11 protein-coding genes are annotated in these 13,004 nt (G+C 49.2%); 8 read left to right on the forward strand and 3 right to left on the reverse strand.

Features of this window, described 5'->3' with window-relative positions; all coding sequences use genetic code 11:
- Positions 1-3 precede the first annotated feature (3 nt).
- Positions 4-1,209: a bifunctional phosphopantothenoylcysteine decarboxylase/phosphopantothenate--cysteine ligase CoaBC gene (gene coaBC, locus AC6F7T_RS01405; protein ID WP_500716178.1), complete on the forward strand. Its 1,206-nt coding sequence runs from the start codon at positions 4-6 to the stop codon at positions 1,207-1,209.
- Here coaBC and AC6F7T_RS01410 read toward each other — a convergent pair.
- Positions 1,206-2,117: a zinc dependent phospholipase C family protein gene (locus tag AC6F7T_RS01410; protein ID WP_500716180.1), complete on the reverse strand. Its 912-nt coding sequence runs from the start codon at positions 2,115-2,117 to the stop codon at positions 1,206-1,208. The two genes, coaBC and AC6F7T_RS01410, sit on opposite strands and share 4 nt — an antisense overlap.
- Positions 2,118-2,345: 228 nt before the next feature.
- Here AC6F7T_RS01410 and AC6F7T_RS01415 point away from each other — a divergent pair, with 228 nt between their 5' ends.
- Entirely contained in the window at positions 2,346-3,080 is a 735-nt protein-coding gene (locus AC6F7T_RS01415; protein ID WP_500716181.1) for a uracil-DNA glycosylase family protein, read from the forward strand.
- 71 nt (positions 3,081-3,151) lie between these two features.
- Here AC6F7T_RS01415 and AC6F7T_RS01420 read toward each other — a convergent pair whose 3' ends face one another.
- Complete coding sequence (locus AC6F7T_RS01420; RefSeq protein WP_500716182.1) at positions 3,152-3,511, reverse strand: hypothetical protein; 360 nt, start codon at positions 3,509-3,511, stop codon at positions 3,152-3,154.
- 202 nt (positions 3,512-3,713) lie between these two features.
- Here AC6F7T_RS01420 and AC6F7T_RS01425 point away from each other — a divergent pair, with 202 nt between their 5' ends.
- Positions 3,714-3,911, forward strand: a complete 198-nt coding sequence (locus AC6F7T_RS01425) for a 2-hydroxymuconate tautomerase family protein (protein WP_500716183.1) — start codon at positions 3,714-3,716, stop codon at positions 3,909-3,911.
- A 267-nt stretch (positions 3,912-4,178) separates the two neighbouring features.
- On the opposite strand, the gene AC6F7T_RS01430 is transcribed toward AC6F7T_RS01425, so the two are convergent.
- Positions 4,179-4,499, reverse strand: coding sequence for a metalloregulator ArsR/SmtB family transcription factor (locus AC6F7T_RS01430; protein WP_500716184.1), 321 nt, complete (start codon positions 4,497-4,499; stop codon positions 4,179-4,181).
- A 297-nt stretch (positions 4,500-4,796) separates the two neighbouring features.
- On the opposite strand from AC6F7T_RS01430, the gene AC6F7T_RS01435 reads away from it, so the two are divergent.
- From AC6F7T_RS01435 to AC6F7T_RS01455, 5 genes are all read left to right on the forward strand, one after another.
- Positions 4,797-6,452 (forward strand): putative manganese-dependent inorganic diphosphatase, encoded by a 1,656-nt coding sequence (locus AC6F7T_RS01435; protein ID WP_500716185.1) that lies wholly within the window; start codon positions 4,797-4,799, stop codon positions 6,450-6,452.
- A gap of 227 nt (positions 6,453-6,679) precedes the next feature.
- On the forward strand, positions 6,680-7,651 hold the full coding sequence (locus tag AC6F7T_RS01440; RefSeq protein ID WP_500716186.1) for a helix-turn-helix domain-containing protein: 972 nt from the start codon (positions 6,680-6,682) through the stop codon (positions 7,649-7,651).
- Between the two features lie 274 nt (positions 7,652-7,925).
- On the forward strand, positions 7,926-8,894 hold the full coding sequence (locus AC6F7T_RS01445; protein WP_500716187.1) for a polyprenyl synthetase family protein: 969 nt from the start codon (positions 7,926-7,928) through the stop codon (positions 8,892-8,894).
- 91 nt (positions 8,895-8,985) lie between these two features.
- Complete coding sequence (locus AC6F7T_RS01450; RefSeq protein WP_500716188.1) at positions 8,986-11,523, forward strand: ATP-binding protein; 2,538 nt, start codon at positions 8,986-8,988, stop codon at positions 11,521-11,523.
- A gap of 100 nt (positions 11,524-11,623) precedes the next feature.
- Positions 11,624-12,994 carry a sigma 54-interacting transcriptional regulator gene (locus tag AC6F7T_RS01455; RefSeq protein ID WP_500716189.1) on the forward strand — a complete coding sequence of 457 codons (1,371 nt, stop codon included), beginning with the start codon at positions 11,624-11,626 and terminating at the stop codon, positions 12,992-12,994.
- The last annotated feature ends 10 nt before the right edge of the window (positions 12,995-13,004 follow it).

A 13,004-nucleotide genomic window follows, 5' to 3' on the forward strand; every position in this document is an offset into this window, starting at 1 on the left:
CAGATGCTAAAGGGCAAAACCATTATACTTGGCGTCAGCGGTGGCATTGCCGTCTACAAAGCGGTTGAACTGTTGCGCCTGCTGACCAAGGCCGGCGCCAGGGTTCATGTTGTCATGACCCGCTCGGCCTGCGAATTTGTAACGCCGTTAACCTTTCAAACCCTCTCTGGGCAACCGGTTCATACTGAACTGTTTAATCTTTACCAGGAGCAGGAAATTGGCCATATTTCCCTGGCAGATCGCGCCGATCTGTTTATCCTTGCACCGGCAACAGCCAACCTTGTCGGCAAAATTGCCCAGGGGCTGGCCGATGATCTGTTGACAACCACGGTCATGGCAACCAAGGCGCCGGTGCTGGTGGTTCCGGCAATGAACACCAATATGTACGAAAATCCGCTGTATCAGCGTAACGCAAAAATTCTGCGTGATGTCGGTTATCATTTGCTTGAACCGATATGTGGTGAACTTGCCTGTGGCTGGACCGGGCAGGGAAAAATGCCTGAACCGCAGGATATTGTTGTTGCTGCCGAAGATATCCTGACCACCAAGAACCTGGCGGGTTGTCGAATCATCGTCAGCGCCGGTCCGACCCGTGAGGAGATCGATCCGGTGCGTTACCTGACCAATCACTCTTCCGGCCGCATGGGGTTCGCCATTGCAGCAGCTGCCCGTCGGCGTGGGGCCGAGGTGACCCTGGTGGCGGGGCCGGGGCAGCTCAAACCCCCTGTCGGGGTGGAGGTGGTTGCGGTTGTTTCTGCCCAGCAGATGTACGATGTGATAATCGATCGTTTTGCTGATGCTCATGTGGTCATCAAGGCAGCGGCGGTTGCCGATTATCGTCCGGTGCTGCGACGGCAACAAAAAATGAAGAAAAAATTTGCTGACATGAGTCTCGAACTGGAAAGAACTCCGGATATTCTTGCTGAACTGGGTCGACGTAAAGACAGGCAGTTCCTTGTCGGTTTTGCCGCAGAAACTGAAAAACTGCTGGAACATGCAAGGCAAAAACTGGTCAGTAAAAACCTTGATATGATCGTTGCCAACGATGTGTCAGCACCGGGGGCCGGTTTTGATGTGGAAACCAATATTGTGCGTTTTATCTACCCTGATGGGCGCATGGAAGATCTTGAGTTGATGAGCAAAGCCGATGTGGCCGAGCAATTGCTGGATCGTATTTCTGCCGCCTGGCAGAAAGATCAGGCACGTTAAACGACGGTAAATAACGGCAGAATCTCATCGGGATTAGTGATGCCGAGCTTGAAGCGGGTGCGCAATTCCTGCAGAATCAGATCAGAATCTTCCTGTTCCAGTTTGCCGTCGAGCCATAGCAGCTTCATGTTCTTGCGAATCAGGTTAGACGCTGTCAGGGCACGATCGCCGGTCGGGTCGGCGTTCCAGTAGGGACTTTTTTCGTCACTGAGAATGCTAAACACGGCCTCCAGCCCGAGGGCCATATATTCATCGTGCTCAGCACGATCAAAGGGCCAGCGGGAATGGGCTGCGATGGTCTCAACCATCTTTTGCCAACGATTTAAGCGACTGATCAGCATCATCGAATTAAAGATCTGCTTGTTGGTTCCAAAAGAGAAAATCGTATCGGCGATAGATCCGCTGAGGACCTTGTCGAGGTTGCTATTGTTGCGTTTAGCCAGTTGCTGGGCAATCTGCCAGGTTTGCTTTTTAACACCTATATCGGCGCGGATTTCCCAATAGGCGTGATTGTGAAAAGTGGTGTTGAAGGTCATGGCGAGTTTGTAGGGGACAAAATAGTTGTGTGCTACCGTATCGGCAGCCAGATGAGATAGGTATCCATACGCACATGCTTCTGCTTCAGGACCGTGATTCTTGCCGCGTTCGAGGATTTTGCGCCCGATCCGCCAGTTGTGGCAATGTTCCAGATGATGGGTGTGTTTTTTTCCCAGGGTAATGTCGGCAGCGATGCAGCCGTACAGGTAGTCGAGGGGGTAGGCGGCCAGTAAGGCCTGCAGCGTCTGTGGCAAGATCTCCGGCGCCGCCAGTACGCGCAGACAAGTACCCAGATGAACTCCGGCACCCCAGGCATAAACAGGTTCTGGGACGAAAACAAACAGCAGGATCAGGATAAAAAAAGGGAACATGTACGACCCTTTATGCATATTTAAGTTGATGCTTTCGCCAAAAGCATCAGGTTGGATGGCTCAGCTCAAAGCCCCACCTGCAAGGCGCGCCATGGTTGAACAATGAGGCGTACTTACCTGCCTCGAAGCAGTGAGACGATGACGACTGTTCTTTAGACTGGCGCAGCAGTCGGTGAGTTTTTGCGACGCCATCTCAGTTCATCAACAAGACAGGTGACTCAAACGCTCATGACAAGTAAATTGTACCACGAATGCTACACCCATGTCTGCCAGGCACGTAGTCTTTTGCAGGACCTGCTGGAGCTGGGTTTTAACACCATTGTTCCTGCTGTTGCTACACACAGTGCAGATAATGTCCCTGCGGGTTTGGCTTTTGAACCACCAACACCAATGATGGAGTCCTTGTCTGAGCTCCAAGCGGAGGTTGAGCAGTGCCGCGCTTGCCTCTTGCACGAACAACGTAACACAGTGGTTTTTGGTCGCGGTAACCCGTCAGCCGATCTGGTTTTTGTTGGTGAAGCACCTGGTTACGAAGAGGATCAACAGGGTTTGCCCTTTGTTGGTGAAGCAGGGCAATTGCTGAAACGCATTCTGTTTGCCATGGGGTTGTCACCTGAAGATGTCTATATCTGCAATCTGATCAAGTGCCGTCCCCCGGTAAATCGTGATCCCCTTACTAACGAAGTCGCGGCTTGTGAGCCCTATCTCAAGCGCCAGCCGGCACTGCTGAAACCCAAGGTTATTGTGGCGTTGGGACGCTTTGCCAGCCAGACCCTGTTAGGGGTCGAGACACCGATCAGTCGCTTGCGTGGTCATTGGTATACTTATGCCGGGTCAGCGCTGATGCCGACCTTTCATCCGGCATATCTGCTCCGGTCACCAGCAGAAAAAAAACTGGTCTGGGAGGATATGAAAGAGGTAAAAAAACGGCTGGAATCAGCAAAAATCCGGCAAGCAGACTAATAAAGACGCCAGGCAATAGAAAATTGCTGGTGTTCGGTGGGGGGTGCAGGATGGGGTTGCAGAGATTAATATCAGGCTCCCGCAGGGGGGAGGCGGACCAGCCGCCACCCTTTAGCCTCCATGCAGACGCGGTAGAGTCTGCTTAACTCTTCCTGGTAGCGCATTTGCGTAAAGTGATCGCGCCAGATCCAATCTTCAGCATAATAATGCCTATCCTGATAATAAAAAGGGCGATAGAAAGGGAAGAGGGAATCGCCGTAATAATAGTAGGGGTAGGGGTAGCGAGCCTCGCGTTGAGCGATTTGGCGACACTCTTTTTGTGCCTGTTGTAATTGCTGGTCGCCATAGCCTTCGGAATGTTGCCAGACCAGAGTGCCACGACTGGCACAGCCAGTCAAAAAGATGAGGAACAGTAGAATGATGACTCGCATTGGTAGCTCCACCAGGTAGAAGTTTAACTTTTATTATACCTGATGACACGGGTGAAAACCAAAGTCTGCGCTGGCGCAGGAGCAAAAATACCCACCTGCCTGAGACTGTTTTGTTGGCTCCTGAAGAGATTTGGTCCTTGATTCTTTCACTGCAGGCGCTATAATCACCGTTTAAGCGTCCGTTTAACGAAAGGAGAAGCACATGCCGGTTGTTACTGTTCGTACAGTTGAAGGAATCAGCGCAGAAAAAAAAGAAGAACTCATGGATCGGATTACCCTTGTTTTGAAAGAAGTGCTAGGTAAAAATCCCGAAGCCACTCATGTAGTCATCGAAGAGATACCCCCGGAGAATTGGGGCATTCGTGGCAAGACCGTTGCGGCTATCCGTTCTGGTAAATAGTTTTTCCCGGCTATTCACTTCACTCAGGCTATTGGTTCGGGCATAAAACCCCTGGCTGAGCCGTTGAGGGGACAAAGGAATGCAGAAAAACCTGGTTTTATCTTCGCGCTATGTGCTCTGGAGAGCGTAAAGCACGGATGGTGAAACGAGCTTTTGTCTTTTCTGGAGCGACGTTGATCAGCAGATAGATTTTTTTGCGCACAAAGAAAAAAAACGGTCGTCTTTACAGAACGACCGTTTTTTTCTTTGTGCCGGCATGAAGCTCGATTATTTGGCTGTAGGCAAATGTTGCAGCAGTGCGGTCACGATGCGGATCGCTTCCGGTGAGGTAACCTGGTAATAAACCTCGACACCTTCGCGCCGACCGATGATGATATTTTTGTTTTTTAGCAATGCCAGATGCTGTGAAACAGTAGCCTGCGGCAAACCCAGGCATTCCCATATTTTTTTAACGTTGCAGGCCTGGGAAATGAGTCCGGCAACAATTTTAAGGCGTATTGGATGGCCGAGAACCTTGAGGATCTCAGATTCTCGGTCATAATCAATTTCGCTTTCAAAAGGGGTACTTGAAGGTGTTTGCGCCATCATTATTCTCCGCTATGGTTTTGAATATATATAGATTAGACGATTAATTCATCTCAGGTCAATAGTCATAAATTCAATGATATCTCATTTTTACATGGTGAAAAAATAACAATAAACTTCGTGTTGATCATCGTTTTGTTCTTGTTTTATGGATTTGCTACGAGTCGTAATAATGATGTTTTTACCGGTTTTGATAGTGAAGTGCGTCTACAACAGGGATATATCAACAAATCAGCAGGGGTTGGCGACTTGTACGGTGAATTGCGCAGCGAATGAGCCCTTTTATGGTGTGGATTTTTTATGAAAACAAATTCAGTTATTTATGTCGTTGGTCACCGTAATCCTGATACTGATTCCATCTGCAGTGCCCTGGCTTACGCTCAATTGCGACGTAGCCAGGGAATTTCAGGCGTGCAGGCGGCGCGCGCCGGAAATATCAATCAGCAGACACAGTTCGTTCTGGATGAGCTGGCGATTGATGTGCCGATTCTGTTGTCCGATGTTCATCCCCGTATCAAGGACGTGGTGACGGAAAAGGCTATTACTATTCACCAGGATGAACCGATGTCGCGAGCTATTGAACTCTATCATCAACATCATATTCGTATGTTGCCGGTGATCGATGACGCGGGCACAGCACAAGGGTTGCTGCTCCTGAAGCGTGCCACAGAATTTTTTCTGGTGCCGACAGATCCAGACAAAATGCGGAGGATCAAGGTCTCTTTACGTTCCATTCAGCGTTGTCTCAGCGCTGTTGAGGTCAATCTTGTCGCTGCTGATGTGGTTGAAGATCTTAACCTCTACGTTGGTGCCAGACGTGAATCCAGTTTTGATTGCTGGGTCAGGGAAATGGATCCATCACGAGCGGTGTTGATAACCGCTGATCGTCCTGGTATACAACGCCGGGCTATTGAGGCCGGCGTGCGATTGTTAATTGTCAGCGGGGGAGGAGCGATTGATGCTGAACTGATTGAGCTGGCCCGGGACAATCAGGTATCTATCCTGGTCAGTGATTATGACACGGCCAACTCAGTTTGGCTGACGCGGATGGCGACACCAGTTAAGGAGTTGGCAGATCCCGATTTTATTACGGTCAGGCCCGATGATCTGCTTGATGAATTACGAGTTAAGCTGATGCACGGCAAACAGTCAGGTGCCATCGTCTGTGCCGGTGATAAAAAGATCGTTGGTGTCGCAACCAAGAGTCATCTGATTAAAAGTTCACCGGTAAAATTAATCCTTGTCGATCATAATGAATTGTCACAAGCTGTGCCAGGCGCTGACAAGGTGGACATTCTTGAAGTAATAGATCACCATCGCCTCGGGAACTTCCATACGGATCAACCAATCCGCTTTATCAATCAGCCCCTTGGCAGTACCTGTTCGCTGGTAGCAACCCTTTATCAGCAGGCGGGTCTGACCCCTGATCCTTCAATTGCCGGTCTGCTTCTGGCCGGTCTGTTATCCGACACCCTGATTTTGAAATCGCCAACCACCACAGAAGTCGATCGTCAACTGGTTCCCTGGCTTGAAAACTTGTCCGGTCTTGAACATACCGACTTTGGTGCCAGACTGTTTGCCGCTGGTAGTTTGATGGCCAGTGGTGCTCCGGCGCGCAAACTGATTTTTACCGATTTCAAGGAATATGCCGCCGGCAATTATTTGCTTGGTCTGGGACAGGTGGAAGTGGTCAATTTTCATACCTTCTATGCACGCCAGCAGGAGCTGGCCAGCGAGTTGGCGGCTATTCGTGCGGAAAAAGGATATGAACTGGCTGCATTGCTGATTACTGATATTGTTATGGAGACAAGTTGTCTGCTGACTTGCGGCCCCAGTGAATTGCCCTATGTTATTGGCTATCCTCAGGAAGCAGACAATCTTTACCGCCTCAAGGGGGTAATGTCGCGGAAAAAACAGCTTGTTCCGCATTTAATGAAGGTATTTAAGGGGTTGTAGGTGCTACTGGGCAAAAAATGCCCCGCGCCAGGAGGGGGAACGCGGGGCTAAGCAGTTTTTTATTTGTTCCTGGTTGTTATTATAAACGTTAAACAATTAATTTCAACTAAAAAATAAAAATAATTATAGTAAAATAATTTAAGTCCTGGTTGTGATCATATTCAGGTAGTAAATCAAATGACTTCAGTGGGTTATAGTAACACTGGGATTCTGTTAGACTCCGCTGATTGAGCAAGAAGGAAGCGGTTAAATACGCTATGAATTTATTAGATTCATCATCGGTCGCAGTTGACGGTACATCATTACGACGTATCCGCGAAGAAAAACGCCTGACACAATTGTATGTATCCAAGGTAGTCGGGGTTACCACCGATACTGTTTCACGTTGGGAAAACAACCGTTATCCCACCATCAGACGCGATAATGCCGTGAAGCTGGCAGAGGCACTTGAAGTTGACCTTGAGGAAATCCTCAAAAAAGAGGTGCAGGATCAACCGGAACAAGAACATCAACCTACCAGGATGACAATCATCAAATTTTTGCCGCTTGGGTTAATCCTTGTTGCGATCCTGCTGCTTGCCTGGTTATATTTTATGCCGCAAAGTCCACCCTTTGATCCTAAGCTGCAGGCCCAGAGACTTCTCCCGCTTCATGTAGCACCAGGGCATGAACTGCTGGTTCAAGTTGTTCTTTCAGCTGATACCCCCTTAAAGGGTATGATTCTTAAAGAGGAGTTTCCACCAGGCTGGGAATTTATTTCTTCTGAACCTGAGGCTTCCAGTGTCGATCCGGCGAGCGGCGTTGCCAGATGGATTTTCCGCAATCCCCAAACCCCTCTGCACCTTTACTACCGCCTTGGTGTACCGAACGATGAATCATTAGAAAAGAAAATAACCATCAGCGGTGAAATGATTGCCAACCCTGATGGTAAGCAGTCTGTCTTGCCGGTAACAGCAGATCAACATACTCGTATCAGACCATTTCACTGGGCCGATACCAACGCCAACTATGTGATCGATGACATGGAGATTCTTATTTTTTCCGAGTTGACAGAAACCACATCAGAGCTCGATGATGAATGGTATCTGGTTGAGCAGATCTGGCATTCAGGTTCTTATCGCTGGGATAATGTTCGTTTTCGTTTTGTTCCGATGGCAACTGGAGAAGATCCGCTGCTGGAACCTGCCCTGGACAAATGAATTTGACTTTGTCAGGGGTCCTTTTTAGAATGCCGAAGTTTTGCCGGCGGCGCAACAACTCACCAACTGCTGCGCCAGTCTAAAAACAGTCGCCATCTTCTCACTGCTGCGACGCAGGTAAGTACGTCTCATTGCTCAATAATCGCGCGCCTTGCAGTTGGCGCTTTGAGCTTAGCCATCCAACCTGATGCTTTTTGCGAGGGCATCAGGTTTTAACTGACCTCTTTTTTTTGTGCCGCCTGGCATAGCTTAGGTTCCGGAAAGACAAGAAACTATGGATACAGTTATAGCCCTGATTAAAGATGAGATGCAGGCGGTTGAAGAGCAGATCAAAAACCACCTGACTTCTGATGTTGAGTTGATCGGCCAGGTCGGACAGTACGTTTTGTCGAGTGGCGGCAAGCGATTGCGGCCGATGCTGCTGCTGTTGAGTGCCCGTTTGTGCGGCTATCAGGGAGATAAACACATTGATCTTGCCGGGGTGGTGGAGTTTATTCACACCGCAACCTTGCTTCATGATGATGTCGTCGACAGCGCTAACTTGCGTCGAGGCAACCGTTCGGCAAACTCCGTCTGGGGCAATCAGGCTTCTGTGCTGGTTGGTGATTTTCTCTTTGCAAAATCCTTTTCTGTGATGGTTGGCTCCAACAGCCTGCGTATTTTAAAGCTTCTTGCCGATACCACAACGCAACTGGCGGAAGGGGAAATTCTGCAGCTTATCAACACCTGTGATCTCGACGTTGATGAGACCCGCTATCTGCAGGTCGTACGCGACAAAACGGCGATCCTGATTGCTGCATCCTGTCAGGTGGGAGCGGTTCTTGCGGGGGTTGAACCTGAAAAGGAAGCCGCCTTGCGTGAATTCGGGCTGGAAATTGGTACGGCATTTCAGCTCATGGATGACGCCCTTGATTATGTCGCAGATCAACAAGAATTCGGCAAAGAGAGGGGACATGACCTGTTTGAAGGTAAAATGACTCTGCCTTTGATCCATGCCTATAACAGTTGTTTGTCAACGGAACGTTCGGAAATTTCACGGATTGTTGAGGCGGAACAACTGGCACCTGTTGATCTCGATTATGTCTGCCGCCTGATCGAAGAAAAGGGGGGGATTGCCTATACGCGCAACAAAGCGTTGCAACGAATTGAACGGGCCAAAGATTTGCTGGAAATATTTCCCGATTCACAGACCCGGCAGGCGCTGTTTCAATTGGCTGATTACGTTGTTTCCCGCTGCAAATAACTGTCGCTGCACAGCCATCCTCCTATCGCGTCCGTGCTTAGCTGATCGTGGTAATTGTCTGCCGGTCTGATTTTTGGTTTATATTCTCAACATGCTAAAAATAAAACTTCATTCCAAGGTGCTGGGTGCCCTGCTGCTATTAGCACTGGTGCCGCTGATATTGCTCTTATTCAATTCACACCACAGCTTGCGCCTGGTTGAAGATTTACTACGTCAGCGTACCACCGAAACCCTCGACACGCAGGCGACCAAAGCGCTGGAAAAAAGAACCCAGATGGTTGCCGACCAGGTAACTGTTTTTCTCCAGCAAATCGAAGGGAATCTTCTTGATCTGGCACTCTTGACCCCTGATCAGGAGAATTATCAGAAATTTGGTAATAATCACCAACGTGAGATCTGGTATCGTGGTGGCAGTAACAGTAATCCAATAGAAATTCGTGAAAATATTCCACTTTACAGTGAGCTGGCCTTTATCGATCCAACTGGCCAGGAGCGGGTCAGAATTGTTAACGGATTTCCCAGTGAACGATTAAGAGTTATTACCGATCGTAACCAAACCACATATCCTGGGGAAGATTATTTTCTGCAGGCAGCGCGTCTTCTCCCTGGTCAAATCTGGACGACCCACCTTACCGGTTGGCATGTTTCCCGCGATGAGCAACTGCAGGGTGCAGCTGATCCCCTTGAGGCGATAGAAGGCAAAAAATACGTTGGGGTTATCCGTTTTGCTACTCCGGTCTACAGCCAGGGAGAATGGCAGGGGGTAGTAGTTCTATCCCTTGATCATCGTCACCTGATGACCTTCACTCAGCACATCTCCCCGATAGATGATCAGGATGCGGTGTTCCCGTCCTATGAAAGTGGAAATTACGCATTCATGTTTGATGATGAAGGGTGGATGATTACCCATCCTAAATTCTGGAATCTTCGTGGCTTTGATGTCACTGGTGAACTGGTATCCGCTTATACTGTCGATACACCTCAGGACGTCATTGACGCCGGCAGAATTCCTTTCAATTTACTGACCGCCGCTTTTGTCCATCCAAATTATCCCAAGGTTGCCGAGTTGGTTCGACGCGGCGAGTCAGGTGTGTTGTCAACCATCAACGTAGGTGGGTCACACAAGATCATGGCCTACGCACCGATCCTCTATCGTAACGGTGTTTATCAGCAATCTGGTGTGTTCGGCGGTGTCACTATCGGTGCTGAAATCGATCTGTTTCATTTGCCCGCCACTTCGACCGCCCTGCTGATTCAAAATGAAATCAATAACTACTTGATGCAGTCCTGGCTGGTTATTTCGGTTACCGTCATGTTTGTCGCTTTTGTTGCCTATCTCCTTTCCAATAACATTGCCCGTCCGATCAAATTACTGACCGATGGCACACGCAAAATGACCAGTGGTAAGGAGTTGCGGGTAAAAGTGGATGTCAAATCCAATGATGAAGTTGGTGAATTGGCGAATTCCTTTAATCAGATGGTAGAAGAATTAAGTCGGCGGCGAGAACGACTTCTGCGCACGATGCAAGCCTTGCGCCGTTCCCGTAAAGAAATCATCTCGGAACGGAATTTTAAAAACACCTTGTTTGAAAATATTGAAACCGGCCTCATCACCTTTGATTCAGAGGAGCGGGTAACATCAGCCAATGGTCCGGCCTGTCGTATTCTCGATATGCCGCGACCGACCGGCGAACCGCACTGGCAACAGCTGTTGCGTGACTGGCCGGAATTTAAACATGTACTTGAAGGCTGGTTTAATAACCGTGATTGCAGCAGCATAAACTCCCGTCCGCTTTATGTACCGGTTGAGCGTCATGGTCGTAAGCTGACTTATCGACTGGCACTTTTTCCTTTGAGCTTTCGCCAGGAAGATGGGTGGCTGTTGACCATAGAGGATCTCACGGAGCGGGTGAACATGCGCCATCAGATGGCGCGCATGGATCGTTTGGCATCCCTGGGGCGGATGTCAGCCGGCATTGCTCATGAGGTGCGTAATCCGCTGACAGGCGTCAGTTTGCTGCTCGACGAATTGCATGATCGCCTGCTTGGCCAGCAAGCCGATCAGTTGCTGATCCGTCGCGCTCTCGAAGAAATTGAGCGCCTCGAATCGCTGGTGTCACAGATGCTGCGATTTTCTGCCGCCAAACCCCCTAAACTGCATGATGGGCGCATAGATGGGGTGTTGCGTGATTCCATTTTTTTGCTACGCAACCAGTGTCAGCGTCAGCAGGTCACAATTGATGAACATATTGCCGGCAATTTGCCTGATCTGTTGTTAGATGCCGACCGGATTAAGCAGGTGATCCTCAATCTGGTCAACAATGCCCTGGATGCCATGCCCGGAGGGGGCGTGCTGACGATCCGTGCTGAACTCCATGACGACAATATCATGATCACCATTGCCGATAATGGCGAAGGAATCTCTGCTGACCAGTTGCCCCTGGTGTTTGAACCTTTTTTTACGACGAAAGGGCATGGCACTGGACTGGGTCTGTCGATTTGTCACAATATTATCACCGAGCATGGCGGCGATATCCAGATCGATAGTAAGCTGCTACAGGGTACCCGCGTTCAGATCATCATCCCCTTAAGCTCCGACCCCATCCCTTTGGCCGAAGAAACAACTTGATTTCCCCTCTTTTTTACTGGCGAAAATTCACCATTTTGGTTTGCACAGAGGGCAGGAATAAGGATATTGTTGCGCCACAATATGAATGTGGAGGAACAGCATGGAAAAAATTCTGATAGTTGATGATGAGGCGTTTATTCGTGAAAATCTGGAACGGATATTATCCGATGACGGCTATCGAACCTGTTCGACCGGCAGTGCCGCTGAGGCTATCAATATCGTTACTGAAGATGAAATCGGACTGGTTTTGCTCGACCTGAATCTCGGCAGCAGCAGGGGGCTTGATGTGCTACGCTCGCTGCGCGATATCGATCCGGAATTGCTGGTCATTATTATTACCGGCTACGGTACGGTTGAAAGTGCCGTTGAAGCTCTCAAGTTTGGTGCCTACGACTACATAAAAAAACCATTCAAAGCCGACGCCATCCAGCTGATTGTCAAACTGGCTCTGGAAACACAAAGCCTGCGCCGTAAGGTCAAGCGCTTGTCACGCGATGCTGATGGTATCAATATGGTTGGCAACAGTCCGCAACTGATGCAGATTTTCCGGCAGATTCGTGAGGTAGCAAAGCATGAAACCTCAACGGTGCTGTTAACCGGTGACAGTGGCACCGGCAAAGAGCTGGTCGCCCAGGCAATTCATAATCTGTCACCCCGCTGCGCTCATCCTTTTATTGAAATCAATTGTGGATCACTCCCTTTTAACCTGCTGGAAACAGAACTTTTTGGTCATGAACGAGGTGCTTTTACCGATGCGAAAAACCGTAAGATCGGACTATTTGAAGAATCGGACGGGGGAACCATTTTTCTCGATGAGATCGGTGAGATGGACCTTGGCTTGCAGGTTAAGCTGTTGCGAGTTCTCGAGGATAGAAAGATCCGTCGTTTAGGTGGCAATCGTAACATTGATATCAATGTCCGTATTATTGCTGCGACTAACGCTGATTTGAAAAATGCTATTGAACGCAGAGAATTTCGTGAGGATCTTTACTATCGGTTAAATGTTTTCCCCATTCATATTCCGCCATTACGTGAGCGACGCGAAGATATCCCGATTTTGCTGGAGCACTTTCTTCAACACTTCAGCCTCAATTTCAAGAAAAAGATGCGTTCTTTCAGTCGTGAAGCCCTTGAACTGATGCTGCGCTATCATTGGCCCGGCAATGTGCGTGAACTACGCAACGTGGTTGAGCGCATCTGTATCATGAATGATGTCGAGGTCATCCAGCCGGCGCAGTTGCCCCGCGAAATCTGGGGTGAGGCACCACAAAGCGCTCTACCGGTACATTGCGATATTCCCCCGGAAGGAATTTTTCTCGAAGATGTTATCGATCGCTTTGAACAGGAACTGGTGGAAAAAGCGTTTACCATTTCAGGCGGGAATGTTGCCAAAACCGCGCGCATCCTCAACGTACCGCGCGGCACCTTGCGCTACAAGCTGGAAAAGTATCAACTCGGTGGTGACCAGTAGGGGCACGGCA

This window comes from Pelovirga sp. (genome assembly GCF_059864205.1).

Coding starts and splice junctions, on each gene's coding strand:
- AC6F7T_RS01445 (WP_500716187.1), top strand. CDS start 7,926: ATGGATACAGTTATAGCCCTGATTAAAGATGAGATGCAGGCGGTTGAA.
- AC6F7T_RS01415 (WP_500716181.1), top strand. CDS start 2,346: ATGACAAGTAAATTGTACCACGAATGCTACACCCATGTCTGCCAGGCA.
- AC6F7T_RS01455 (WP_500716189.1), top strand. CDS start 11,624: ATGGAAAAAATTCTGATAGTTGATGATGAGGCGTTTATTCGTGAAAAT.
- coaBC (WP_500716178.1), top strand. CDS start 4: ATGCTAAAGGGCAAAACCATTATACTTGGCGTCAGCGGTGGCATTGCC.
- AC6F7T_RS01410 (WP_500716180.1), bottom strand. CDS start 2,117: ATGTTCCCTTTTTTTATCCTGATCCTGCTGTTTGTTTTCGTCCCAGAA.
- AC6F7T_RS01430 (WP_500716184.1), bottom strand. CDS start 4,499: ATGATGGCGCAAACACCTTCAAGTACCCCTTTTGAAAGCGAAATTGAT.
- AC6F7T_RS01435 (WP_500716185.1), top strand. CDS start 4,797: ATGAAAACAAATTCAGTTATTTATGTCGTTGGTCACCGTAATCCTGAT.
- AC6F7T_RS01420 (WP_500716182.1), bottom strand. CDS start 3,511: ATGCGAGTCATCATTCTACTGTTCCTCATCTTTTTGACTGGCTGTGCC.
- AC6F7T_RS01425 (WP_500716183.1), top strand. CDS start 3,714: ATGCCGGTTGTTACTGTTCGTACAGTTGAAGGAATCAGCGCAGAAAAA.
- AC6F7T_RS01450 (WP_500716188.1), top strand. CDS start 8,986: ATGCTAAAAATAAAACTTCATTCCAAGGTGCTGGGTGCCCTGCTGCTA.